23 protein-coding genes are annotated in these 23767 nt (G+C 75.1%); 13 read left to right on the forward strand and 10 right to left on the reverse strand.

Going from position 1 to position 23767, the window contains the following annotated elements; genetic code table 11:
• Positions 1–111: 111 nt before the first annotated feature.
• The 6 genes from ACGFIG_RS07955 (at position 112) to ACGFIG_RS07980 (ending at position 6108) form a co-directional block, all read left to right on the forward strand.
• Positions 112–936: an SDR family NAD(P)-dependent oxidoreductase gene (locus ACGFIG_RS07955; protein ID WP_393000376.1), complete on the forward strand. Its 825-nt coding sequence runs from the start codon at positions 112–114 to the stop codon at positions 934–936.
• Positions 937–976: 40 nt separating this feature from the next.
• Complete coding sequence (locus tag ACGFIG_RS07960) at positions 977–1810, forward strand: GNAT family N-acetyltransferase (RefSeq protein WP_393000377.1); 834 nt, start codon at positions 977–979, stop codon at positions 1808–1810.
• A gap of 216 nt (positions 1811–2026) precedes the next feature.
• Positions 2027–3121 (forward strand): SagB/ThcOx family dehydrogenase, encoded by a 1095-nt coding sequence (locus ACGFIG_RS07965; RefSeq protein ID WP_393000379.1) that lies wholly within the window; start codon positions 2027–2029, stop codon positions 3119–3121.
• A gap of 8 nt (positions 3122–3129) precedes the next feature.
• A complete protein-coding gene (locus ACGFIG_RS07970; RefSeq protein WP_393000381.1) occupies positions 3130–4137 on the forward strand; it encodes an alanine racemase in 1008 nt (335 codons plus the stop codon).
• A complete protein-coding gene (locus ACGFIG_RS07975) occupies positions 4134–5381 on the forward strand; it encodes an MFS transporter (protein WP_393000383.1) in 1248 nt (415 codons plus the stop codon). The genes ACGFIG_RS07970 and ACGFIG_RS07975 overlap by 4 nt, the downstream gene beginning before the upstream one ends.
• On the forward strand, positions 5365–6108 hold the full coding sequence (locus ACGFIG_RS07980; RefSeq protein ID WP_393000384.1) for a class I SAM-dependent DNA methyltransferase: 744 nt from the start codon (positions 5365–5367) through the stop codon (positions 6106–6108). Before ACGFIG_RS07975 ends, ACGFIG_RS07980 begins: the two co-directional genes overlap by 17 nt.
• Positions 6109–6187: 79 nt before the next feature.
• On the opposite strand, the gene ACGFIG_RS07985 is transcribed toward ACGFIG_RS07980, so the two are convergent.
• The 4 genes from ACGFIG_RS07985 to ACGFIG_RS08000 all read right to left on the reverse strand — a co-directional run bounded on the left by ACGFIG_RS07985 (position 6188) and on the right by ACGFIG_RS08000 (position 11539).
• The gene (locus tag ACGFIG_RS07985; protein ID WP_393000386.1) at positions 6188–7570 is read right to left on the reverse strand and encodes a hypothetical protein; all 1383 of its coding nucleotides are present in this window, start codon (positions 7568–7570) and stop codon (positions 6188–6190) included.
• Positions 7567–8091, reverse strand: a complete 525-nt coding sequence (locus tag ACGFIG_RS07990; RefSeq protein WP_393000388.1) for a SigE family RNA polymerase sigma factor — start codon at positions 8089–8091, stop codon at positions 7567–7569. The genes ACGFIG_RS07985 and ACGFIG_RS07990 overlap by 4 nt, the downstream gene beginning before the upstream one ends.
• A gap of 54 nt (positions 8092–8145) precedes the next feature.
• Positions 8146–10341, reverse strand: a complete 2196-nt coding sequence (locus ACGFIG_RS07995; RefSeq protein ID WP_393000390.1) for an APC family permease — start codon at positions 10339–10341, stop codon at positions 8146–8148.
• 226 nt (positions 10342–10567) lie between these two features.
• Positions 10568–11539 (reverse strand): DMT family transporter, encoded by a 972-nt coding sequence (locus ACGFIG_RS08000; protein WP_393000392.1) that lies wholly within the window; start codon positions 11537–11539, stop codon positions 10568–10570.
• Positions 11540–11635: 96 nt separating this feature from the next.
• Between ACGFIG_RS08000 and ACGFIG_RS08005 the strand changes: the two genes are divergently transcribed.
• Positions 11636–12382, forward strand: a complete 747-nt coding sequence (locus tag ACGFIG_RS08005; protein ID WP_393000394.1) for an HAD family hydrolase — start codon at positions 11636–11638, stop codon at positions 12380–12382.
• Positions 12383–12508: 126 nt separating this feature from the next.
• Here ACGFIG_RS08005 and ACGFIG_RS08010 read toward each other — a convergent pair whose 3' ends face one another.
• Together ACGFIG_RS08010 and ACGFIG_RS08015 are read right to left on the reverse strand one after the other, a co-directional pair.
• Positions 12509–13018, reverse strand: a complete 510-nt coding sequence (locus ACGFIG_RS08010) for a hypothetical protein (protein ID WP_393000396.1) — start codon at positions 13016–13018, stop codon at positions 12509–12511.
• Positions 13019–13155: 137 nt separating this feature from the next.
• Positions 13156–14025, reverse strand: coding sequence for a PhzF family phenazine biosynthesis protein (locus tag ACGFIG_RS08015; protein ID WP_393000398.1), 870 nt, complete (start codon positions 14023–14025; stop codon positions 13156–13158).
• Positions 14026–14058: 33 nt separating this feature from the next.
• Between ACGFIG_RS08015 and ACGFIG_RS08020 the strand changes: the two genes are divergently transcribed.
• The 3 genes from ACGFIG_RS08020 (at position 14059) to ACGFIG_RS08030 (ending at position 17237) form a co-directional block, all read left to right on the forward strand.
• The gene (locus tag ACGFIG_RS08020; protein WP_393000400.1) at positions 14059–15345 is read left to right on the forward strand and encodes a magnesium transporter MgtE N-terminal domain-containing protein; all 1287 of its coding nucleotides are present in this window, start codon (positions 14059–14061) and stop codon (positions 15343–15345) included.
• A complete protein-coding gene (locus tag ACGFIG_RS08025; RefSeq protein ID WP_393000402.1) occupies positions 15338–15967 on the forward strand; it encodes a DUF1003 domain-containing protein in 630 nt (209 codons plus the stop codon). Before ACGFIG_RS08020 ends, ACGFIG_RS08025 begins: the two co-directional genes overlap by 8 nt.
• 124 nt (positions 15968–16091) lie before the next feature.
• Complete coding sequence (locus ACGFIG_RS08030; RefSeq protein ID WP_393000404.1) at positions 16092–17237, forward strand: Mrp/NBP35 family ATP-binding protein; 1146 nt, start codon at positions 16092–16094, stop codon at positions 17235–17237.
• Between the two features lie 189 nt (positions 17238–17426).
• On the opposite strand, the gene ACGFIG_RS08035 is transcribed toward ACGFIG_RS08030, so the two are convergent.
• A complete protein-coding gene (locus ACGFIG_RS08035; RefSeq protein WP_393000406.1) occupies positions 17427–17849 on the reverse strand; it encodes a preprotein translocase subunit TatB in 423 nt (140 codons plus the stop codon).
• 72 nt (positions 17850–17921) lie between these two features.
• Positions 17922–19268, reverse strand: a complete 1347-nt coding sequence (locus tag ACGFIG_RS08040; RefSeq protein ID WP_393000408.1) for a S1C family serine protease — start codon at positions 19266–19268, stop codon at positions 17922–17924.
• A 279-nt stretch (positions 19269–19547) separates the two neighbouring features.
• Here ACGFIG_RS08040 and ACGFIG_RS08045 point away from each other — a divergent pair, with 279 nt between their 5' ends.
• Positions 19548–20135: an O-methyltransferase gene (locus ACGFIG_RS08045; protein WP_089003702.1), complete on the forward strand. Its 588-nt coding sequence runs from the start codon at positions 19548–19550 to the stop codon at positions 20133–20135.
• Between the two features lie 46 nt (positions 20136–20181).
• Here the strand turns inward: ACGFIG_RS08045 and ACGFIG_RS08050 are convergent, their stop codons facing one another.
• Positions 20182–21648, reverse strand: a complete 1467-nt coding sequence (locus tag ACGFIG_RS08050; protein WP_393000410.1) for a leucyl aminopeptidase family protein — start codon at positions 21646–21648, stop codon at positions 20182–20184.
• 129 nt (positions 21649–21777) lie between these two features.
• Positions 21778–21945: a DUF3117 domain-containing protein gene (locus ACGFIG_RS08055; protein ID WP_007455245.1), complete on the reverse strand. Its 168-nt coding sequence runs from the start codon at positions 21943–21945 to the stop codon at positions 21778–21780.
• Positions 21946–22135: 190 nt separating this feature from the next.
• On the opposite strand from ACGFIG_RS08055, the gene ACGFIG_RS08060 reads away from it, so the two are divergent.
• Together ACGFIG_RS08060 and ACGFIG_RS08065 are read left to right on the forward strand one after the other, a co-directional pair.
• The gene (locus ACGFIG_RS08060; protein ID WP_393000412.1) at positions 22136–22954 is read left to right on the forward strand and encodes a PaaX family transcriptional regulator C-terminal domain-containing protein; all 819 of its coding nucleotides are present in this window, start codon (positions 22136–22138) and stop codon (positions 22952–22954) included.
• 2 nt (positions 22955–22956) lie between these two features.
• Complete coding sequence (locus ACGFIG_RS08065; protein ID WP_393000414.1) at positions 22957–23748, forward strand: enoyl-CoA hydratase-related protein; 792 nt, start codon at positions 22957–22959, stop codon at positions 23746–23748.
• The last annotated feature ends 19 nt before the right edge of the window (positions 23749–23767 follow it).

A 23767-nucleotide genomic window follows, 5' to 3' on the forward strand; every position in this document is an offset into this window, starting at 1 on the left:
GCGTGCGGCGGGCACGCCGATGTCACCTGACGGAGATACCAGGGCTTAACGATCCCAAAGGTCTTTGTGACGCCACGGTAACCTCGTGCCGTGACCGGGGTGAATGGACCTGTGGAAGATCTCACTGGGCGACGACTCGTGGTGGTGACGGGGGCCAGTTCCGGCATCGGCCTGGCGGCCGCCGTCGACCTGGCGCGCCGCGGTGACCAGGTGGTACTGGTCGGCCGGGACCCGGCGCGGCTCCAGGCCGCGGCCGAGCAGGTGCGGGAGGCCTCCGGCGAGAGACCGGAGCTGTTCCGGGCCGACTTCGCGGTGCTCGACGACGTGCGCCGGCTGGCCGGGAAGCTGCGGGAGGCGTACGACCGGATCGACGTGCTCGCCAACAACGCCGGGGCGATCGTGCTCCAGCCGCTCACCACGGTCGACGGCTTCGAGCTGTCGATCCAGGCCAACCACCTGGCCCCGTTCCTGCTCAGCAACCTGCTGCGGGACCGGATCGGCCGGATGGTGGTCACCGCGTCCGGCGCGCACCGTAGCGGCGTGCTCGACGCGGCCGACCTGAACGCCCCGCTGCGCCGCTACCGGCCGATGCAGGCGTACGGCACCAGCAAGCAGGCGAACATCCTCTTCACCGCCGAGGCGGCCCGGCGCTGGCCGGAGATCCCGGCGTACTCCTTCCACCCGGGGGTGGTGCGCAGTCGGTTCGGCAACGACAGCAGCCTGGTCGCCCTGGGCATGCGGATCCTGCCGCTGCGCAGCCCGGAGAAGGGCGCCGAGACGCTGGTCTGGCTCGCCAACCAGGAGCCGGCGCGGCTGGTCACGGGCGGCTACTACGCCGACCGGCGGCTGCGCCGGCCGCTGCCCCGGGCGGCCGACCCGCAGCTCGCCGCGCGGCTCTGGACGGCCAGCGCCGAGGCGGTCGGCGTCGCCGAATAGCCGTGTCGCCGGCCGCCGGGGCGCTGCCATACTCCGCCCCATGACGACGGAGAACGCCACCGGCGGGCACGGCGACACGGGTGGACACGGCGACACGGGTGGACACGGGGAGTCGGGCGGTACCGGCGGGCGCGGGAAGGCGGGCGGCACCGGCGGGCGTGGGGATGCGGGCGGCGGCACGCTGCGGGTGCTCGGCGAGGACAAGGAACTCGAGGAGCGGCTCGACGCCGAGCTGACCGCCTTCAACAACCGGGCGACCGGCGCGCGGGACGAGGCCGGCCTCTGTGTCCGGGTCGACGACGGCGGCGAGCTGGTGGCGGGCCTGACCGGGTGGACCTGGGGCGGCTGCGCCGGGATCAACATGATGTGGGTGCGCGAGGACCGCCGCGCCGAGGGGTGGGGAGGTCGGCTGCTGCGGGCCGCCGAGGCCGAGGCCCGCCGGCGCGGCTGCACGGAGATCTCGGTCTCCTCGTTCTCGTTCCAGGCACCGTCGTTCTACCGCCGGCACGGCTACCTCGACACGGGTCGCCGGGAGGGCATCCCCGGCGGCCACGTCGACCACCACTTCTTCAAGTCGCTGGTCACCGACCCGGCCACCGCCGTGCGCCTGGTGGCGCTGGTGGAGCTGGCCGCCGACGCGGTGGAGGCCGGCCAGCGGTACGAGGACGCGGTGCTGGGCCTGCTCGGGCGCCACGGTGGCCGGCTGGAACGCCGACAGCGCACGGCTGACGGGCGTACGGAGGTGCACCTGATCCGGTTCGACAGCCACGCCGGCTACGCCGGTTTCCTGGCCGATCCCGAGCGGGCGGCGCTGCGCGGTGAGTTGGGCGGGGCCGCCCCGACCGCCCGGGTGCTGGAGGTCCACGAGGTCTGAACCGGCGCGGGGGCGGGCCGGTCCTCACCGGGAGTGTGTTCACTGTGGACGGTCTGATACGGTGCATCGCAGTGATCAACGCCGATTAGTGAGGGGAGCTCCCGCATGACCGAGCAGATCGAGGCCTTCGAGCCGGTGGCGTCCGACGACTACGACCAGGAGCTGACGTGCCTGGAGCCTCCGGTCGAGGCCTGACCGGTCGAAGCCTGAGTCGTCATGCGTGTCCGTGTGTCGCGGCTGGTCGTCTTCCTCTGGCGTGACGGCCAACTGGTCTGCGACGACCCGCTGAGGCACCGGCAGTTCGCATTGACAGTTGAGGCGGAGAGGCTGCTGCGCGACTACGCCGACTGGGCCGAGCCCGACGGCCGGCTCGCGCAGCAGCTCCTCGACGCCCACGTGCTCATCGCCGAGGGCTCGCCGGAGCACGCCCAGGAGGAACGCCTCGGCGCGTGGCGCGACCTGGGGCCGGCAGCCACCTACTACCACCTGGCCAGCCGTACGCTCGGCAGCGACGTCTTCCGCTCGGCGGCGGAGGACGCGGCGGTGCTGCGCGCCAAGACCGGCCAGCCGGATCCGGTCAAGGAGCACGACGGGCCACGCATCGCCCTGCCCGCCGCCGACCCGCCCACCGTCGACTTCACCACGGTCCTCGCGGCCCGGCGCTCGACGCGCTGGTTCGCCCCGGACCGCCCGGTGCCGCTGTCGGCGTTCGCCGCCCTGCTGCGCTGGACGGCCGGCGTCCGTCGCGAGGTGGACATCTCCGGGGTCGGGACGGCGCTGCTCAAGACCGTCCCCTCCGGCGGGGCCCGCCACCCGGTCGAGGTCTACCCGGTCGTCCGCGACGTGGCAGGGCTGGAACCGGGGATCTACCACTACGCGGTGCGCCGCCACGAGCTGGTACGGCTCGCGCCCGCACCCGGCGAGGAGCGGCTGCGCGAGTGGTGCGGCGGGCAGCCGCACGCCGCACAGGCCGGCTTCCTGCTGACGTACGCGGCGGTGCTCGACCGGACCGTGTGGAAATATCCGGCCGCCCGCGCGTACCGTGCGCTCCTGCTCGACGTCGGTCACCTGAGCCAGACCGTGTACCTCACCGCGACGGCGCTGGGGCTCGGGACGTTCTTCACCGCCGCGACCCGCGACGCGCCCGTCGAGGACGCCCTCGGGCTGTCCTGGCCGGACGAGGTCTTCCTCGGCGTGTCCGGCGTCGGCGTGCCGCACCCCGCCGAGCGGGAACGCCAGGCGGCGATGCTCGCCGGCGGCGACGCGGCGTTCTCCTTCCCGCCGGACGCCTGGCACGGGCGCGGCGAATGACGCCGCGGGTGAGCGTCGACCTGGCCAGGCTGGACGCCAACATCGCGCGGTACGGCCAGCGGGTGGCCGAGGCCGGCGTCGCCCTGCGCGCGCACGTCAAGGGGCACCGGAGTCCCGAGATCGCCGCCCGGCAGGTCGCCGCCGGCGCCGTGGGCGTCGCGGTCCACTCGGCGGCCGAGGCCGAGGCCTACGTGGCGGTGGGCGTGACGGACGTGGCGGTGGCGTGGCCGTGGCGTGACGCGTGGCGGTGGACCAGGTTCGCCCAGCTCGCACGGCACTGCGCGGTGACGGTGCACGTGGACCACCCCGACGCGGTGACCGGGCTCGGCGCGGCGGCCGAGGCCCACGGCGTCGAACTCGGCGTACGGGTCGAGGTCGACACCGGCCTGCACCGCGTCGGCGTCGAGCCGGACGCCGCCGTGGAGCTGGCCGCCACGGTCGTGCGGACCGGCGGGCTGCGAATGGCGGGCGTCACCGGGTACGTGGGGATCACCGACCCCGCCGCCGCGCGCGACCGGGTCGAGCTGGGCCGCAGCCAGGCGCGCCTGCTGGTGGCGGTCGCGGAGCGGATCCGCGCGGCCGGATCGCCCTGCCCGGCCGTGAGCGTGGGGGGCACCCCGACCCTCACCGGCGCGCTGGACGTCGCTGGCGTGACCGAGGTCTGCGCCGGGGCGTACGCGCTGCTCGACGGCGGGTTCGCCCGGCTGGGCGAGTGCGACCCCGGGGCGGTCGCGATATCCGTCGCCACGACCGTCACCGGCACCGACGGGCAGGTGCTGCGCACCGACGCCGACGAACTGCTGGCGGGCGCCGACCAGACCTGGATGAGCGGCGTCGTGCTGACCGCGCCCGACGGCGGGCCGGTCGCCGTGGAGTCGGTGTCGGTGGGCGACGAGCTGCGGGTGCTGCCCGGGCACGTGTGCCCCGTGGTGGCCCGCCGGCCGCTGCTGCACGTGCTCGACTCCGGCGAGCCGGTGGCGCGGTGGCAGGCACTCGTCCGCCCGGACCGGGCGTGACCCACGCCGTCGCGTCCGTGGACCGCCCGGCGGATCCGCTGCGCGAGCGCCGGTTCCTCCTGTTCGCCACAGCCAGGACCATCTCCGTCTTCGGCAACGCGATGGGCCCGCTCGCGCTGACCTTCGCCGTGCTCGATCTTCCGGACGGGTCGCCCCCGGCGCTGTCGCTCGTGCTCGCCGCCATCTCGGTGCCCCGGATCGCGCTGATGCTGCTCGGCGGCGTCATCGGCGACCGGCTGCCGCGTCACCGCGTACTCGTGGCGGCGGAGCTGATGTGCGGCACGGCGTACGGCGCGATGACCGTCCTCGTCCTGACCGGACGGGCCAGCGTCGCCGCCCTCGCCGTCTGCGCGGCCGTCGCCGGCACCGCCTCCGCGCTGCTGCTGCCCTCGCTGAACGGGTTGACCGCCGAACTCGTCGCCCCGCAGGCACGGCAGCGCGGCAACGCCCTGCTGCGGCTCGGTACGAACACCGCCACGGTCGCGGGCTTCACCACGGGCGGCGCGCTGATCACCTGGCTGGGGCCGGGCTGGGCGCTGGCCCTCGACGCCACGACGTTCGCCGTCGCCGCCGCGCTCCTCGCCCGGCTGCGCCTCGCCGGGACCGCCCGTACGGGCAGGCGGAACCTGCCGGCCGAGCTGCGCGACGGCTGGCGTGAGTTCGTGCGGCGCAGATGGCTGTGGCAGATCGTGCTCGCCGCCGCGGTGATCAACGCCGCCGTCGGGGTCACCTTCGGGCTCGCGGGGCCCCTGCACGCCAGGGCGCACCTGGGTGGCGCGGGCGCCTGGTCCGGCGTCCTGGCCGGGTACGCGGTCGGCATGTTCGCCGGCGTGCTGGTGGCGATGCGGATCAGGACGACCCGCCCCCTACGTACGGCCGTACTCGCCGTGTCGCTGCTGGGGCTGCCGGCGTTGCTGCTCGGGTCCGGTGCCGCCCTGCCGTTCGTGATCGTCGCCGCCGTGCTGGCCGGGGTGGCCTTCGACGTCTTCGGGGTGCTGTGGGAGACGACCGTCCAGTCGGAGGTGCCGACGGAGGCGATGTCCCGCGTGAGCGCGTACGAGTGGCTGGGGGCGGTGGGGCTGGGCCCGCCGGTCATGATCGCCGCCGGTCTCGTCGTACCCGCGATCGGCGTACGGACGGCCCTGCTCGGCCTGGCCACGGTCATCTTCGTCGCCGCGCTCGTCCCGTTGGCGAGTTCCACCGTCCGGCACTACGAAAGGCAACCCGATGGCCGAGTACGTTGACGCCTTCGTCACGGCGTATGACCGCTTCTGGGCGCCCTACCCGGAGCGGATGGGTGAGGCGTGGCTGCGGCTGCACGCGCACGTCGCACCCGGATCCGAGCGCAGCCTGCTCGATGTGGGCTGCGGCACCGGCATCGTGGCCGCCCGATTCGCCGCCGCCGGCTACCGGGTCGTCGGCGTCGACATCTCCGAGGCGATGATCGACCGCGCCCGGGAGCGGCTGGCCGGCACCGACGCGGTGCTCATCGCCGCGGACGCCGCGGACTTCGAGGTGCCGCGCCCCTGCGCGTTCGCGGTCTCCACGTACGACGTCCTCAACCACGTCGGCGACATCGACCGGGTGCGGGCCTACCTGCGCTGCGTGCACCGGGCGGTCGCGCCGGGCGGCTGGTTCGGCTTCGACATGTCGACGACGAGGGGACTCCTCGCCGACGTCCCCCCGGTCGCCCGGCAGGACGGCACCGTCTCGGTCGAGGTGGCCCGGGGCCCGCTCGACGGCGACCGCCGCCCGCTGCACGTCACCGGACAGCTGCGCACCGAGGACGGCCGGACGGCCCCCTTCACCACGACGATCACCAACACCGCCCACCCCGTCGCCGACGTGCTCTCCGCCCTGGCCGAGGCCGGCTGGGCGACGAGCCACGTGGCCGCCATCGACGACCTGCTCACCCCGGTCCCGGACCCGGAGGCGCTGCCCCGGGTCGCGGTGGTCGCCCGCCGCGACTGACGGACAGCGGGCCGAGCAGCCCGACGGCGGCGGGCCGGGCCGCCGTCCAGGCGGGCAGCGGGTGCGGCGACGTCCCCGGCTACGCCGCGCCCGCCGGGCCCGCCTTCGCCGCAGCCGAACGGTGTCGGAGTCGCACCAGCGCCACCACGCAGGCGACCAGCAGCGCCACGCTGGCCAGGCCGAGGGCGACCAGCCAGGGCGGCGGCGGACCGAAGTCGGGATCACCTGACGTCCGTACCGCGCCGTCGACCGCGAGGTCGGCGGCGACCGAGAGTTCGGTGACGCCTTCCGGGGTGTGCAGCAGCACCTCCGGCACGGCGGCGCCCCGGCGCAGCAGCACCAACTGGACGGCTGCCGTGCCCGGCTCGTGGTAGGGCCCCCAGGCGCTGTCGTGCTCGTCCGGCCGGTCGACCGCGTCCGGGCCGGGCACGCCCACCAGCGCGACCGCCTCGTCCGCCGACCGCCAGCCGAGCACCTGCACGAAGGTGGCGGAACGCACCTCCGGGAAGGCGGCCCCGGTTGACGGCCCCGCCGGGACGGTCAGCTGCCAGCTACGCCGGTAGGTCGGCACCGGGCCCGGACAGGGCCCGCAGGTTGTCCGCGAGACCACCGCCACCGCTCCTCCGTCGGGCAGCCACCCGCCCGGTCCCGCCAGCCGCCCACCGCCCAGCGGCAGCTTCCGGTAGGGCTCGGCGGTGCCGTCGGCGCCCGCGTCGGCGACCCGGGTCAGCCACACCTCGTCGCGGACCTGGATGGCGAGGGTGCCCCCGTCCGGGGTGACCGCGGCCCGCCCCGGCGGCACCCAGGCCGTCCCGACCGGGACCCGGAGCACGTCGGCCCGGCGCTCCCGGTCGTACAGGCCGACGTACGGGGTGGCGTAGGTGTTCGGCGCGGTGAAGGTGTCGTCGGCCGCGTAGGCGAGCCGCTTCCCGTCGGGCGCGAAGGCCAACGGGTGGCCCCGCGCGCCGGAGCGGCGGTGTTCGCCGGTGGCCAGATCGAACAGCAGCCCGCCGGCCCAGACGTACCGGCCGTCCGGGGAGAGCAGCGCGTCGAACCCGGGGATGACGGGGCCGACGTCCAGCCGACGGTAGCGGTCGGTCCCGGCGGCCACCACGGTCATCCGGGCCTCGTTCCAGTCGCTGCGCACCGCCGGCCCGCTGAACAGCGCCGCCGCCGGGCCGGGCGGCGAGGCGTCCACGGGCGCGGTGAGCAGTCGCGGCGTGACCAGGCGGGACGGCAGGCCGGGGGCCTCGACGCGGGAGGTCGCGGGAGCCGGCAGGGTGACCGGGCGCAGCGCGTACCCGACGCCGAGGAGCAGCACCAGGACGGCGAGCGAGCCGGCCACGGCGGCCCGCCGACGCCGGTGCCGGCGCCGCGCGGTGTCGAAGAGATCCTCCGGTACGACGGCGGCCGGCACGCCGTCCGCCAGGCCCCGCAGCGCCGCGGCGAGTCGATCGGTCACCGGTGCACCTCCTGCGGGTCCCGGCCGACCATCTCGGCCAGCTCGGGGGCCAGGACGCGCAGCCGGCCGAGGGCGTGCCGCGTCTGGCTCTTGACCGTGCCGACCCGGCAGCCGAGCAGCTCGGCGGTGTCGGCCTCGGTGCGGTCCTCGTAGTAGCGCAGCACCAGTACGGCCCGCTGCCGGACGGTCAGCCGGGCCAACGCCGCCCGCAGCGCCAGCCGCAGGTCGACGTCGTCGACCGGGCCGGCCCGGTCGGGCAGGCTCGCGCCCAGCCGCTCGGGCGGCCGGGTCCGCCGCCACCGCCACCAGCTCGCCGCCTGCGTGTAGAGCACCCGACGCAGGTACGCCCCGGGATCGTCGAGCCGCTCCCAGCGCACGGCCACCCGGGCCAACGCCACCTGGACGAGGTCCTCGGCGTGGTGCCGGTCGCCGGTCAGCAGGTATGCGAACCGGGTCAGCCCTGCCGTCTCGGCGCGGACGAACTCGGCGAAGCCGGACCGGGCGCGGTCCTCACTCGTCAACGGATCGACCTCCTCACCCGGGCAGACGCCGGCGGGGGCCGTCGCGGAGGGAACCTACTCGCCCGGGTGCACCGGGAGGCTGGTGACCACCACCCCCGGCAGCCGGCGCAGCGCCGTACGCAGCCGATGCTCGGTGCGGCTGTGCAGCAGTCGGTGCCAGCGGCTGCGCACCACCACCTCCGGCACGACGACGGTCAGCACCAGGTCGGCCCGGGAGGCGTGCAGCGCCTCCAGGTAGTGCGCGAGCGGCCCGATCACCGCCCGGTACGGGGACACGATCGTCTCCAACCGCAGGTGGTCACCCCACGCCCGCCACTGCTCCCGGAACCGGTCCGCCTCCGGCTCCTCCGGGGCGATGTGCACGGCCAGCGTCGGCTGCCCGAGCGAGGCCGCGTACGCCAGGGCCCGCAGCGAGGCCCGGTTCAGCCGGGCGACCGGCACCACCACGAGGTGGCGTACCTGCTCGGGCAGTTCCTCATCCTCGGCGGGCCCGACGGCCGGCGGCGGCGCCGGCACGACCGGCGGCCCGGGGGCCGGGCCCGGCGGCGGCGGATGCAGCGCCAGGGACCGGTGCAGCGTCCGGTAGTGCCGGTGGATGGCCCAGAAGAGCAGGACCAGCAGCGGTATGGCGACCACGACCACCCACGCGCCCTCGCTGAACTTGGTCACGGCCGCGGTGAGCAGCACCAGGCCGGAGACCGCGCCGCCCACCGCGTTGACCGCGGCCCGGCGACGCCAACCGCGATCGCGCCGGCGTCGCCAGTGCACCACCATCCCCGCCTGAGACAGGGTGAACGCGAGGAACACCCCGACCGCGTAGAGCGGGATCAGCGCCTCGGTGTGGCCACGGAACGCCACGAAGATCGCCGCCGCCGCGGCGGTCAGCGCGACCAGTCCGTTGCTGAAGGCGAGCCGGTCACCCATGTGCAGGAACCGGCGCGGCGCGTGACCGTTGCCGGCCATGAAGAAGAGCAGCCGGGGGAAGCCGTTGAAGGCGGTGTTCGCCGCCAGCAGCAGGATCACCGCCGTGGCGGCCTGGATCAGCCCGTACCAGGGGCCGCTGGGGAAGGTGAACCGGGCGAGCTGGGAGAGCACCGACTGCCCGGCGGTGGGCACCACCCCGGACAGGTGGATCAACCCGACGAGCCCGGCGAAGAACAGCACCAGCATCCCGACCATCCAGGTCAGCGTGGTGCGCGCGTTGCGCCACTCGGGTGCCCGGAACGCGGGCACCGCGTTCGAGACCGCCTCAATGCCGGTCATCGAGACCGCGCCCGAGGAGAACGCGCGGAGCACCAGCAGCAGCCCCAGCCCCTCGACGGCCGGCACCGGCGGCGGGGCGACCGGGACGAAACCCCGCCCGGCCGCGCGGAACCAACCGACCGCGAGCAGCGCCAGCAGCGCGACCACGAAGGCGTACGTGGGCAGCACGAAGAGGTTGCCGGCGGTGCGTACGCCACGGAGGTTGCCGGCCAGCAGCACGCCGATCACGGCCAGTCCCAGGGGCACCGTCCAGCCGGCCAGCTCCGGGATCGCCGAGGTAACCGCCCGGACCCCGGCGGAGACCGACACCGCCACGGTCAGCACGTAGTCCGTCATCAGCCCCGCCGCCGCGGCCAGGCCGGCTCCCGCGCCCAGGTTGTCACCCGCCACGATGTACGACCCGGCCCCGTGCGGGTACGCGGCCACCGTCTGCCGGTACGAGAGGCCGACCGCGACCATGAGCAACGCCAGCCCGGCGGCCAGCGGCAGGGACAGTCCGAGCGCCCCGCTGCCGGCGAGCAGCAGCACGGCGAGCATCGCCTCCGGCCCGTACGCCACCGAGCTGAGCAGGTCGGAGGAGAGCACCGGCAGGGCGACCAGTTTGCGCATCCGCTCGTAGAGCACGGCGGCGCTGCTCAGCGGCGGCCCGAACAGCGCCCGCCGCAGCCGGGTGGCCGCCCGGCCGAGACGGGTGCCGGGCAGGTGGGCAGGCTCGGTGGCGACCAGCTCGTCCGGCTCCTCCACCCGGAACATCGCGATCGGGGCGAATCGGCCGAACCGGGTCGGCGTGGGCGGGCCGCGATGACGGCGCAGCGTCGGGTCCACCGGCAGTGTGTCCGCGCCGGGTGGGCGCGCCCGGCGGGCGGCCCGCCACCGGTCGCCGATCCGGCGCAGCGCGCCCAGCTCGTCAGGGTCCAGCGGCGGGAACTCGGCCGACGGGGTGACCGCCGTGCTGTGCCCGCTCTCGCCGCCGTCCCGCTCCGCCATCCGCCTTCCCGCCGCCGCGTCTCCTCCCTCGCACTCTCACGGACGCCGCCGGTTCCGGCAGCCGGATCGGCCGTTCCCGCGCCAAAGAGTGGCCGCCGACCGGCTGAGCGCTCGTCCGGCGGGCCAGCCGGGCAGCGGACCAGCCGGGCAGCGGACCAGCCGGGCAGCGGGCCGGCGAGGTTCACAGGGGCAGCCGGGCGTCCGGCGGGGTCTGCCGGGCGGCGGGTCAGTCGGGGGGCGGGCCGGCGTCGGCGGGGACGGCGGTGGTGACCGGGCGGACGCGGCGGGCCGCGCGGGCGCCGCCGAGCACCACCACGGCGACGCCGGCCAGCAGCAGCCCCAGCCCGACCAGGGCGGTCACCCGGGGCAGCTGTCCCAGCCAGGCCCAGCCGATCAGGGCCGCGCCCGGGGCCTCCAGCAGGGCCAGCACGCTGACCGTGGTCGCCGAGACCTTCTTCAGGGCGTAGTTGAACATCGAGTGCCCGAGCAGTTGGGCCCCGGCCACCAGGGCCAGCACCACGAGCCAGGTGCCGGTGTCGAAGCCGGTCAGCGGCACCCGGCCGACCAGGCAGACCACGAGCAGGATCAGCGCGCAGACCCCGTAGCAGACGGTGGTGTAGGTGGTCGTGCTGATCGTCGTACGGGCCCGCTCGCCGAGCGCGGTGTAGACCGCCGCGAACAGGCCGCCGGCCACCGCGAGCAGGTCGCCGGCGACGGCCCGGCCGGAGACGGCGAAGTCCGCCCCGGTCGCCACGCCCGCCCCCGCGACCGCCACCGTGATGCCGACCCAGACGACGCCCGGCAGCCGGCGGCCCTGGGCGCGGGCGATCAGCCCCTGCCAGACCGGTTGGGTGGCGCAGAGCGCGGTGGCCGCGGCGACCGAGGTGAGTTTGGTGCTCGGCATCCAGGTGGCGAAGTGTGCGGCCAGCGCGACCCCCGACAGCACGCAGTAGACGCCCTCGCGCCGGCCGGCGCCGACCGTCAGCGACCGGAACTCGGCGCGTCGCCGGGCCGCCGAGAACGGCCCGAGCACGGCGACCGAGAGCAGGTTGCGCCAGAACGCGACGGCCAGCGCCGGCGCCGCCGCGACGGCCACCAGCGGCGCGGACGACGAGACGGCGACGACGGCCAGGACGACCGCCCCGGTGGTCGCCGGATCGAACGGTGGACGGTGCGCTGCGGGGGACACGGGGAGCAATCCTCACACGCCACGGGTCACCACGGACCGTCAGCACTCCGTTACGATCATGCCTGTCCGCGCCGGCGATTCCCTACCGCCCGGAGGCGCTCCTCCATGCCCACCTACCAGGCGGTCCTGTTCGACTTCTTCGGCACGCTGACCTGCTCCGTCCAGCGGGGCGCGGCCCACCGGTCGACCGCCGAACTGCTCGGCTGCGCGCCGCGCACGCTCGTCGACGTACTCGACCGCACGTTCTACGAGCGGGCCTGCGGACGATTCGGCAACGCCGAGGCCACCCTGCGCTGGGTCTGCGAGCAGGCCGGCCTGCACCCCTCCGACGACGCCGTCCGCTCGGCGGTCGCCTCCCGCCACCGGGCCATCCGTGCCGACACCCGGCTGCGGGACGAGGCGGTGCCCACGCTCGCCGCGCTGCGCGGTCTCGGCCTGCGTACGGGAGTGATCAGCGACTGCACGCACGAGCTGCCGGCGTTCCTGCCGCAGTTGCCGATCGCCCCGCTGCTCGACGTGCACGTCTTCTCCGTACAGGTGGGGCGCTGCAAGCCCGACCCGGCGCTCTACCAGGCGGCGTGCCGGCGGCTCGACCTGGCGCCGGCGGACTGCCTCTACGTCGGCGACGGCGGCAGCCAGGAGCTGACCGGGGCGGAGCGGGCCGGGATGACGGCCGTACGGCTGGCCGCGCCGGACCTGGCCGGCCACATGGTGTTCAACGCCGACGAGACCTGGATCGGGCCGGTGCTGCGCTCGCTCGACGAAGTGGTCGACCTCGTCGGGCGGGTGCCGGGGCGGGCGGGTGAACCCGTTGCCGCGGTCGCACCCGTACCGGCCGGCTGCGTCTCCTGAGCCCGTGGCCACCGGCGCCGACGACCGGCGCGGCAGGGTCACGCCGGACAGCGGCGGGCCACGCCGGACAGCGGCAGGTCACGTCGGACAGCGGCGGGCCGCATCCGCCGTCAGCGGGTGGGCTGCTCAGCGGCGGCGGACCCGGTGCAGGCGGAACGGCTTGCGGATCGCCCGGACCGCCGGCGTCTCGCGGGGCACCTCGGCCAGCGAGTCCGCGGGCAGCCCGGTGCCGGAGACCGGCTCGCCGGCCGGGGCCAGCCGGTTCACCGCGCAGCCGTCGGCCGCCCAGCGCTCCACCAGCTCCGCCGTGGGCCCGGGCGCGTTCAGCCGCTTCGCCGCCACGAGCGGCGCGACGGTCTCCCAGTGCTCGGTGCCGGGCGTCAGGCGGCTCACCCGCGCCGGCCAGGTGACGATCCGCCCGCCGTGGTCGCCGCGCAGGGTGACCTGCGCCTCGGTCGCGTCGGCCAGACCGGGGGCGGACTGCTCCCCGGGACCGCTGACCACGAAGAGCGCCCCCTCCAGGGGCAGGCACCACAGCGCGAGCGCCGGCCCGCCGGGCACGCTCACCCAGGCCACGGCGGCCTTCTTCATCGCCTCGTCGACCAGCGGCGTGCTGGTCCGCTCCGCGTCGGTCATCCCGGCATCCTCCCGCATCCGCCCCCGTCCCGTCAGCGCCACCCGGGCTCCGGCCGCGCGCCGAGCCCGGACGCGATCGGGGCGTACGCCACGGGCACGACGCCGGACGATCCGGTCGGCGGTACGCATCGCGCGGCTCAGCCGACGAACGGCGGGACCATGATCTCGCCCCGGGCCACCGGCATGACGTGGCCGGCCACGGTGGCGCCCACGGCCTGGCCGTCCTCGGCGGTCACCGTGCAGGCCAGCACCGACGGGCGGTTGATCTCGATGCCCTGGTGGACGGTGTACTCCGCGCGCCCGTCGGCGGGCAGCAGCCCGCTGGCGACCAGCCACACCCCGAGGCCCAGCGCGGCCGAACCGGTGGCCGGATCCTCCGGCACGCCCAACCCGGGAACGAAGACCCGGGCGTGCGCGGTTTGCGAGGCGGCGTCCCAGGAGAAGACGCTGACATGCTCAACTCCGTACCGTTGCGCCGCCGCCGCGTTGACCCGTGCGCGAGCCACCGCGTCCGGGCGGACCGGGAGGTACGGGAACTCCAGCCCGCAGCCGGCCACCCGGGGCGCCGGGCCGACGTGGTCGTCCGCGTCCAGGCCGGCCATCTCCAGCAGCGGTTCCGGGTCCAGCTCGGGGCCGAGGGTGGGTGTGCCGCCGGTGAGCGTGGCCCCCGTCGCGGTCACCTCGATCGGCAGCACGCCCGCGCCGCACTCCTGGGTGACCTGCCCCGCACCGAACATGCCACGGCGGCTGGCGGTCACCGCCGCGCCGACGCTGGGATGCCCGGCGAAGGGCAGCTCCTCGGCCGGGGTGAAGATGCGGGCCCGGTAGGTGACGCCGACCTGGGTGGACGGAAGCACGAACACCGTCTCGGAGAGGTTGAACTCACACGCGAGCGCCTGCATCTGCTCGGTGGCCAGTGCTTCGGCACCGAACACGACTGCCAGCGGGTTACCGGCGAACGGGCGGTCGGTGAAGACGTCCACGATCTCGTAGGCCAAGGTCGACATGTTGATAAACACTAGGCGCTTAGGCTGGTGCCCGTGAGCACGCCGACCCGGATCTACATCGCCCGGCTCGCCGGGGTCGCCGTCTTCGACCCCAACGGCGACCAGGTGGGCCGGATCCGCGACGCGGTGGCCCGGCTGCGGCCGACGCAGCGCCCGCCGGAGGTGGTCGGACTGGTCGCCGAGATGCCGATGCGGCGGCGCATCTTCCTCTCCATCAACCGGATCACCTCCATCGACGCCGAAGCCGTCGTGCTCGGCAGCGGCACCCTCAACCTGCGGCGCTTCGAGAAGCGACCGAACGAGCTGCTCGTACTCCAGGAGCTGCTGGACCGCCGGGTGCGGCTCGACCCCGGCGGGCAGGCGGGTTCCGTGGTCGACGTGGCGATGGAGCGCAGCCGGGGCGGGGAGTGGTCGCTGGCCCGGGTGGCCGTACGCGAGCAGACCGGCCGGCTGACCCGCCGGGGCCACCTGCACGAGGTCGAGTGGGAGCGGGTGGGCGGGCTCAGCGGTGCCGGCGACAGCCGGGGCACGGCCAACCTGCTCTCGGTGCTGGAGGACATGCGCCCCGCCGACCTCGCCAACGCCCTCCAGGACCTCCCCGACGCCCGACGCAACGAGGTCGCCGCCGCGCTGGACGACGAGCGCCTGGCCGACGTGCTCAGCGAGTTGCCGGAGCGCGACCAGGTGGAGATCCTCGCCGCGCTGGACCGGCAGCGGGCCGCCGACGTGCTGGAGGAGATGGACCCGGACGACGCCGCCGACCTGCTCAGCGAGCTGCCGCCGCCCGAGCAGGACGTGCTGCTCGACCTCATGCAGCCGGACGAGGCCGACCCGGTGCGTCAGCTGCTCAAGTACACGCCGGGGACGGCGGGCAGCGTGATGACCTCCGAGCCGGTCATCCTGCCGCCGGACGCCACCGTCGCCGAGGCCCTGGCCCGGATCCGGGAACCGCAGCTCTCCCCCGCGATCGCCGCGCAGGTCTTCGTGTCCCGGGCGCCGATGACCACGCCGACCGGCCGCTACCTCGGCATGGTGCACTTCCAGCGGCTGCTCCGCGAGCCGCCGGCCGACCTGCTCGGCGGCATCGTGGTCAACGACATCGACCCGCTGCGGCCGACCACCCCGCTGCCGGAGATCACCCGCCGGATGGCCACGTACGACCTGGTCGCCATGCCGGTGATCGACCGCAACAACCGGCTGGTCGGCGCGGTGACGGTCGACGACGTGCTGGACCACCTCCTGCCGCGGGACTGGCGGGACCGGGACGCCGCCGGCCGGTCGTCCGCTGCCGAGACGACGCTGGACGACGCCGATGAGTGAGCAGCGACGGGCGCCGCGCCTCGACCAGCCGCGCGAGCCCCGGGGCGTCAAGCTGCCCCGGTTCGACCCGGAGGCCTTCGGCCGATGGTCCGAGGGGATCGCCCGGGGGATGGGCACCGCGAACTTCATCGTCTACATGACGATCGTGATCGCGCTCTGGTTCGGCTGGAACACGCTGGCCCCGGCGGACCTGCGCTTCGACCCGTACACCTTCACGTTCCTGACCCTGGTGCTCTCCCTCCAGGCCAGCTACGCGGCCCCGCTGATCCTGCTCGCGCAGAACCGGCAGGCCGACCGGGACCGGGTCTCCCTGGAGGAGGACCGCCGGCGGGCGACCATGCAGAAGGCCGACACGGAGTACCTGACCCGGGAGATCGCCGCGCTGCGCAACGCGATGGGCGAGGTGGCGACGCGGGACTTCCTCCGTTCGGAGCTGGCCCGGCTGGCCGAGGAACTGGACGAGGCGGGCCGGCGCCGGCAGCGGCTGGAGCGCCGGCAGCAGGAGCGGGTCCCGCAGTACGGCGACGGGCTGGACGAACCCCGCGACGACCTGGACGGGGACCTGGCGGAGGGCGGCCGGGCGGAGGGCCGGGAGCCGAGGGGCCGGGAGTCCGAGCGCTGACGGGACGGCACGAACCGCCGACCCGGCAGCACCGCCGGAGGGGGCCCAGCCGTCACCATCGATTCGCTCACACCGGTCCCCGCTGACGACGGTCGGGCCGGGCCGCCGACGTAGCATTGCGGGCATGTCAGCACCCGTCAGCACCGTCTCCGACGCGATCCAGGCCGCGCTGGCCACCGTCAACGACCCGGAGATCCGCCGGCCCATCACCGAGCTGGGCATGGTCCGCTCCGCCGAGATCGGCGACGACGGCGTCGTACGGGTCGAGCTGCTGCTCACCGTCGCCGGCTGCCCGCTGAAGGACAAGCTGCGCTCGGACATCACCGCCGCGGTCGGCGCGGTGCCCGGCGTGACCGGCGTCACGATCGAGTTCGGCGTGATGAGCCCCGAGCAGCGCCAGGAACTCCAGTCGAAGCTGCGCGGTGGCGGCGGCCAGGAGCCGGTCATCCCGTTCGCCCAGCCGGGCTCGCGCACCCGCGTGTACGCGGTCGCCAGCGGCAAGGGCGGCGTCGGCAAGTCCAGCGTGACGGTCAACCTGGCCGCCGCGCTGGCCGCCCGCGGGCTCTCCGTCGGCGTGGTCGACGCGGACATCTACGGCCACTCGGTGCCCCGGATGCTCGGCGCGGACGGCCGCCCGACCCGCGTCGAAGACATGATCATGCCGCCGCAGTCGCACGGCGTGAAGGTCATCTCGATCGGCATGTTCACCGCCGGCAACGCCGCCGTGGTGTGGCGCGGCCCGATGCTGCACCGCGCGTTGCAGCAGTTCCTCGCCGACGTCTACTGGGGCGAGCTGGACGTGCTCCTGCTCGACCTGCCCCCGGGCACCGGCGACGTGGCCATCTCCCTGGCCCAGCTGCTGCCCAACTCCGAGATCCTGATCGTGACGACCCCGCAGGCCGCCGCCGCCGAGGTGGCGGAACGGGCCGGCGCGATCGCGCTGCAGACCCACCAGCGGGTGGTCGGCGTCATCGAGAACATGTCCTGGCTGGAGCTGCCCGACGGCTCCCGGATGGAGGTCTTCGGCGCGGGCGGCGGTCAGACGGTCGCCGAGTCGCTGACGAAGACCATCGGCGCGCAGGTGCCACTGCTCGGGCAGGTCCCCCTCGACACCCGCGTACGCGAGGCCGGCGACGTGGGCACCCCGATCGTGCTGGCCGAGCCGGATTCGCCGGCCGCCAAGGCGCTGGGCCAGGTCGCCGACCGGCTCGCCCTGCGGCGGGAGTCGCTGCTCGGCAAGCCGCTGGGCCTCAAGCCGGCCGGCCGCTGACCGTACGCCGGCCGACCGGCCGGCACTGTCGCCACCCGCACGGGGGCGGCGTTCCCCCGCGGAGCGCCGCCCCGTCGCCGTCTCCGGCAACGGGTCAGCCAGCGCGTAGCGGCGTACGCCGCCGTCGGAGGCGCAGGCGTCGACCGCGTCGGCGACGATCCCGGTCAGCGGCGTGCACGGCGGGCGGGGTCAGGTCGCGTCGTCGTAGCTCACGCGGGGGGCGGGGGCCGGGGCGGAACCGGTGGCGGTGGCCGGGCGAGCGTTCCCCGCGCGCAGGTCGGCGGCGGAGGCCACGTCCTTCAGCTCGTTGTGCACCCCGGTGACGTCCGCCCGCAGGTTGTCGTAGACGCCCTGGAGGGGCTTCCGGATCGCCTGCTCGTCCTCCTCGCTGAGCAGGTGCTTGCGGATGAACGCCTTCGGGTGCAGATCCTCCAGCTGGATGTCGGTGCCCAGCTCACGGCTCAGGTCGGTGGTGGCGTTGCTGGCCATCGCGCGCAGGTTGCGCACCATGCGCAGGCCGTCGCTGATCACCGTGGGCAGCCGGTCACCGAAGATCAGCAGCGCCAGGAGCAGCAGCGCACCGATCTCCCACCAGTTCAGGTTCTCGAACACTGCGCGGGCCTCCTTCGGCTTCAGCAGCAAGACTACGCATGCGGGGCACCGCCCGGGAGGGGGTGAGCGGGCCTACTTGGCGTCAGCGGCCAGGGTCACCGAGGCGTTCTGCCGGTTGGCGCCCCGGCGGTACTCCACGGTCACCACGGCGCCGGGCGCGTACTTGCGGACCAGGGCGATGAGGTCGGTCGGTTCGGTCATCGGCCGGCCGTCGAGCTTCAGGATCACGTCACCGGCCTTCAGCCCCGCGCCGGCCGCCGGCCCGGACGGCTCCACGGCCGCCAGGCGTACGCCGGCTCCCCCGGTGCCCGCGCCGGCCCCGCCGACCTGGGCCCCGATCACCGTGCGCCGGGCCTTGCCCGTGCCGATGATGTCCTGGGTGATCCGCTTGGCCTGGTTGATGGGAATGGCGAAGGCGAGGCCGATGTTTCCGGCCTCCTGCCCGTCCGAGACCAGGGACTTGATGGTCGAGTTGACGCCGATCACCCGGCCCGCGCCGTCGACCAACGGGCCGCCCGAGTTGCCGTGGTTGACCGCCGCGTCGGTCTGGATCGCGGCGTAGTAGCGCGTGGGGCCGCCGGGCTCGCCGGCCCGCATCGTCCGGTCCAGGGCGCTGACGATGCCGGCCGTGACGGTGTTGGCCAGCGACAGCGGCGAGCCCATCGCCAGCACCGGGTCACCCACGGCCAGCGCGTCGGAGTCACCGAACTCGACCGGGCGCAGGCCCGAGCGGGAGACCTTGATCACGGCGATGTCGGACTCCGGGTCCTTGCCGACGACGGTCGCCGGGGCCGAGCTGCCGTCGTTGAAGACCACCGACGCCTTGCCGCCGGTCGCCCCCGCCACCACGTGGTCGTTGGTGATCACGTGCCCGTCGGCGCTGGCGATGAAGCCCGAACCCTCGCTCGTGCCGCCGAGGCCCGCCACCCGGACGGTCACCACGCTGGGCAGCACCCGCTCGGCGACTCCGGCCAGCGACTCGGGCCTGCGCTGGGCCAGGCCGGGCGCCTGCGGATCCGCGCCGAGCACCGTGCCGGCCACGGCGCCGCCGCGTACCGCGAAGGCGTAGCCGAGGGCGCCGCCCAGGCTGCCGGCGAGCAGCGCGGTGATCAACGGGATGAGCAGCAACTGCCGCAGCGTCGGCCGGCCCGGGGCGTCGGGATCGCTGACCGGCTCCGGCTCGGTGCCGGGGCCCGGCGCGGCCGGCAGCACCACGGCCGCCGGCGCGGACGGGTCGCGCCACGGGTCGGCCAGCGCGTCGGACCACCAGGGCGAAGTCGGGCCACCCCCGGCGCCCTGAGGCGTCGGCGGCGGGCCCACCGGCGGATGTCCGGGCAGCGGCGGTCGTGCCGGTGCCGGAGTTCCCCCGGGCTGGCGCCAGTCCCAGCCGTCGGTCACGTCGGTGCCCTCCCAGTCCATCCCCGGGTCCCGCGCTCCACGGCCCCGGCGACAGGGTCGCCCGGTCCCGCTCGCCGGAACACCGCTTCCAGGATTACACGGATGCCCCGGATCGAGTCACCGGTTGCCGACCGTGATCGTCGGGTGGCGGACGCGCGGCTGCGCCCGCGCGACGTCGCCTCTAGGCTCACAGTGCCCACCCGCCCCCGCACCACGCATGCCGCCCGGAGGTGTCCCATCGCCACGGTCGCCGGTTCCGGCACTTCGACTGCCCAGACCCTGCACTTCGCCGAGTCGTACGTGACCGAGGATCTCGTCCTGCGCACCGCCCGCAGCCTGGCCCACGAGGTGGGCCTCGAGGCGGTGACCCCCGGCGCCGGCGCGGCGCTGCGGCTGCTCGCCGCCGCCGGCAGCGCCCGGGCGGTGGTGGAGATCGGCACCGGCACGGGAGTCAGCGGGGTCTGGCTGCTGCGCGGGATGCGCGCCGACGGCGTACTCACCACCATCGACGTCGAGGTCGAGCACCAGCGGATCGCCCGACGGATCTTCACCGAGGCGGGCTTCGCCGCCGGCCGTACCCGGATCATCACCGGCCGGGCGCTGGACGTGCTGCCCCGGCTCGCCGACGGCGCGTACGACCTGGTCTTCGTGGACGCCGAGGCGACCGGGTTCGCCGCCTGCGTCGACGCCGCACTGCGACTGCTGCGCCCCGGTGGCGTGGTCGCGCTCAACGGCACGCTGGCCGGCGGCCGGATCGGCGACCCGGCCGCCCGGGACGTCGAGACGGTGACCGTCCGCGAGGCGATCAAGGCCATCCGGGAGTCCGAGCACTGGATCCCGGCGCTGCTGCCGGTCGGCCACGGGCTGCTCGCCGCCGTCAAGTGCTGACCCGCCGCTGACCGGGGGCCCGCCGGGGGCGGGCGCCGCCGGGCGGTCAATCCAGCGAGCCCAGCCAGCGCAGCAGCGAGCGTACGCCCCAGCCGGTCGCGCCCCGGGTCAGCTCGGCGTCGTCGCCGTCGGCCCACGACGGCGCGGACATGTCCACGTGCAGCCACCGGTCGCGCAGTCCGCCCGTGAACTCCCGCAGGTAGAGGGCGGCCATCACGGACCCGGCGCCCCGGTCCGGCGAGCTGTGCAGGTCCGCCAGGTCGCTGCCGAGGTGCTCGGCGTAGTCGGCGGGCAGCGGCATCCGCCAGGCGGCCTCGCCGGCGGCGGCGATCGCGGCCAGCACGTCCGCGGCGAGCGCGTCGTTGTCGCTGTAGAGGGCGCCGGTGCGCTTGCCCAGCGCGACCGCGTTCGCCCCGGTGAGCGTGGCGAGGTCGACCAGCAGGTCGGGCTGGAGCTCGGCGACGGCGTACGCGAGGGCGTCGGCCAGGACGAGCCGCCCCTCGGCGTCGGAGTTGGTGGTCTCGCTGGTGGTGCCCCCGTAGTGGCGGATGATGTCGCCGGGGCGGAACGCCGAGCCGCTGAGCATGTTCTCCGCGAGCGGCGCGAGCGTGGTGACCCGGACCGGCAGGCGCAGGGCCGCCGCGCCGAGGGTCGCCGCGACCACGGCCGCCGCCCCGGCCATGTCCTTGCGCATCAGCTTCATCGACGCCACGGGCTTGATGGAGATGCCGCCGGTGTCGAACGTGATCCCCTTGCCGACCAGCACCACGTGGGTACGCGCGTCGGCCGGCCGCCAGTCCAGCTCGACCAGGCGCGGGCCGTTGTCCGAGCCGCCCCCGACGGCGAGGATCCCGCCGAAGCCCTCGGCCGCCAGCTCGTCCGGGCCGCGTACCCGCAGGTGCAGGTCCGGCACGTCGGCGGCGAGGGCGGCCACCTGGTCGGCGAACCACTGCGGGTTCTTGACGGAAGAGGGGGTGTTGGTGAGATCCCGGGCGAACCGGGTCATCCGGGCCGTCGTCCGGGCCTCCTCCAGGACCGCGGCGTGCGCGTCCGGATCGGCCACCACGACGTCGACCTCCGCGAGGGCGGGGGCGGTGCCGGCGTCGGTCAGCCGGAACCGGTACGAGGCCAGCAGCAGCCCCTCGACCAGCCCGCGTACGGCCGCCTCGGTGGCGTCGGCCGGCATCGCCAACGTGACATGCGTCTCATCCTTGGCGGCCCGGGCCAGGGCCGCGCCGGCCGCCCGCCAGCCCGCCTCGTCGCCCTCGCCGACGCCGAGCAGCAGCAGCCGGCCGGGGTCGCGTCCGGGTCGCAGCTGGGCGTGGACCTCGCCGGGCCGCCCGGTCAGCCGGGCCGCCGGCGCCAGTGCGGTGGCCTCCTCGGCCACGCCGTCGGGCAGTGCCGACCCGGTCGGGGCAGGTCGGGCCTGGTCGTCGTCGGCCGGGCCGGGCCGCACGGGCAGAACGAGGGTGTCGAGCCGGTCCGGCTCGGCGAGCAGACGGATGGCGAGCACGCGGAGCCGTACCTCCAGGGAAGCGCGCGGAGCGTGGCTCCGCGGGAGATGAAGACCCTGAGCCACCGGCGGGGCCGGTGGCTCAGGGATTGACGAAAGGCCCGCGCGGGCGCGCGGACCGTTCCTCGGTCAGCCGGCGGCTGCCTTCAGTGCGTCACCGAGCGCGTTGGCCTCGTCGGGAGTCATCTCGACGACGAGCCGGCCACCGCCCTCCAGCGGGACGCGCATGACGATGCCCCGGCCCTCCTTGGTGACTTCCAGCGGACCGTCGCCCGTCCGCGGCTTCATCGCCGCCATGTTGTCTCCCCTCAGACCTACACCAGGGTCGGTGGGTTGCCCCACAGCCACTTCGCCTTGACCACCCGCAACCTATGCGGGGGTGTCGACCAACGATTTTCCCTGATGAACACCGCCGGACCCAAACCGAAGCAGCATTGATGTAACAGCATCTAGCTTATCCTGAGAAGGCCTGTCACAATGTGCGGTCATGCAGGCACGGTCGGCACTCTTCGACCTGTACGGCGACCACCTCCGGGCGAGAGGTGGCCGGGCACCCGTCGCCGCCCTGGTCAGGCTACTGGCGCCGCTCGGGATCGCCCCGCCCGCCGTACGCACGGCGGTCTCCCGGATGGTCCGTCAGGGGTGGCTCGACCCGTGCCGGCTGGCCTCCGGGCCGGGATACTCGATCACACCGAAAGCCGCCCGCCGGTTGGACGAGGCGGCGGCGCGGATCTACCGCACCGGTCGGATCACCTGGGACGGGCGGTTCGACCTCCTGGTGCTGGAGGCCCCCCTGTCCCGGCGGGACCGGCAGCGGCTCGCCGCCAACCTGACCTTCCTCGGCTACGGCGCCCTCGACGAGTGCACGTGGGTGGCGACCCGGCCGGGTGAGGACGTCGACGTACTGCTCGACGAGGCGGGCGTGCGCCACGAGCGGTTCAGCGCCGCGCACACCGCCGGCACCCCCGGCGCGATGGGCGTGGTGCGCCGGGCCTGGGACCTGACGGAGATCGGCCAGGCGTACGAGCAGTTCGTCGCCGAGCAGCGACCGCTGTTGGCCGGGGTCACCGTGCGCAGCCCGGACGAGGAGGCGTACGCCGTCCGGTTCCGGCTCGTGCACGCGTGGCGTACCTTCCTGTTCCGGGACCCGCAGTTGCCCCCGGCGCTGCTCCCCGAGCGCTGGCCCGGCACCGCCGCGGCCAGTTTCTTCGACCGGCACGCGGCCCGGCTGCGGCCGGCCGCCGACCGGTACGTCGAGCAGTGCCTCGACTCCGGCAACCGCACCGCTCGACAGAAGGGTCGTTAGAAGTGACCGAGCCGCTCCTCGTCGACCGCACCGACGCCGTCGTCACCCTGACGCTGAACCGCCCCACGGCGATGAACGCGCTCGACGTGGCGCTCAAGGAGGCGCTGCGGGAGACGTTGGCCGAGCTGGAGACCGACCGGTCCTGCCGCGCGGTGGTGCTCGCCGGCGCGGGTCGGTCGTTCAGCGCCGGCCAGGACCTGCGCGAGCACGTGCAGACCCTGGAGTCCGCCGAGGGCAACCCGCTGGAGACCGTCCGGGCGCACTACAACCCGATCGCCGCCCGGCTGGCCAACCTGCCCAAGCCGGTGGTGGCGGCCGTGCGGGGGATGGCCGCCGGGGCGGGCGCCTCGCTGGCGTTCCTCGCCGACATCCGGATCGGCGGGCCGTCGACCAGCTTCCTCATGGCGTTCGCCAACGTCGGGCTCGCCGCCGACACCGGCGCCTCCTGGACGCTGCCCCGCCTCGTCGGGCACGCCAAGGCCGTCGAGCTGCTGATGCTGGCCGAGCCGGTACGCGCGGAGGCCGCCTGCCAGCTCGGGCTGATCAACCGCCTGGTGGAGGACGACGAGCAGGTGCTGCCGACCGCGCAGGAGCTGGCCGCCCGGCTGGCCGCCGGCCCGACCGTCGCGTACGGGGCGATCAAGCGGCAGCTCTCCATCGCCGACGCGGGCACCCTCGCCGACGCCCTCGCCGCCGAGGCGCAGGCGCAGGCGATCTGCGGCGGCACCGCCGACCACCGCGCCGCCACCCTGGCCTTCGTCAACAAGCAGAAGCCGGTCTACGAGGGCCGCTGACGCCCATCGGGGTCCCGGG

This window comes from Micromonospora sp. NPDC049048 (assembly GCF_043197615.1).
GTDB lineage: Bacteria > Actinomycetota > Actinomycetes > Mycobacteriales > Micromonosporaceae > Micromonospora.

Coding starts and splice junctions, on each gene's coding strand:
- ACGFIG_RS07960 (WP_393000377.1), top strand. CDS start 977: ATGACGACGGAGAACGCCACCGGCGGGCACGGCGACACGGGTGGACAC.
- ACGFIG_RS07965 (WP_393000379.1), top strand. CDS start 2,027: ATGCGTGTCCGTGTGTCGCGGCTGGTCGTCTTCCTCTGGCGTGACGGC.
- ACGFIG_RS07980 (WP_393000384.1), top strand. CDS start 5,365: ATGGCCGAGTACGTTGACGCCTTCGTCACGGCGTATGACCGCTTCTGG.
- ACGFIG_RS07995 (WP_393000390.1), bottom strand. CDS start 10,341: ATGGCGGAGCGGGACGGCGGCGAGAGCGGGCACAGCACGGCGGTCACC.
- ACGFIG_RS08005 (WP_393000394.1), top strand. CDS start 11,636: ATGCCCACCTACCAGGCGGTCCTGTTCGACTTCTTCGGCACGCTGACC.
- ACGFIG_RS08010 (WP_393000396.1), bottom strand. CDS start 13,018: ATGACCGACGCGGAGCGGACCAGCACGCCGCTGGTCGACGAGGCGATG.
- ACGFIG_RS08015 (WP_393000398.1), bottom strand. CDS start 14,025: ATGTCGACCTTGGCCTACGAGATCGTGGACGTCTTCACCGACCGCCCG.
- ACGFIG_RS08025 (WP_393000402.1), top strand. CDS start 15,338: ATGAGTGAGCAGCGACGGGCGCCGCGCCTCGACCAGCCGCGCGAGCCC.
- ACGFIG_RS08030 (WP_393000404.1), top strand. CDS start 16,092: ATGTCAGCACCCGTCAGCACCGTCTCCGACGCGATCCAGGCCGCGCTG.
- ACGFIG_RS08040 (WP_393000408.1), bottom strand. CDS start 19,268: ATGGACTGGGAGGGCACCGACGTGACCGACGGCTGGGACTGGCGCCAG.
- ACGFIG_RS08055 (WP_007455245.1), bottom strand. CDS start 21,945: ATGGCGGCGATGAAGCCGCGGACGGGCGACGGTCCGCTGGAAGTCACC.
- ACGFIG_RS08060 (WP_393000412.1), top strand. CDS start 22,136: ATGCAGGCACGGTCGGCACTCTTCGACCTGTACGGCGACCACCTCCGG.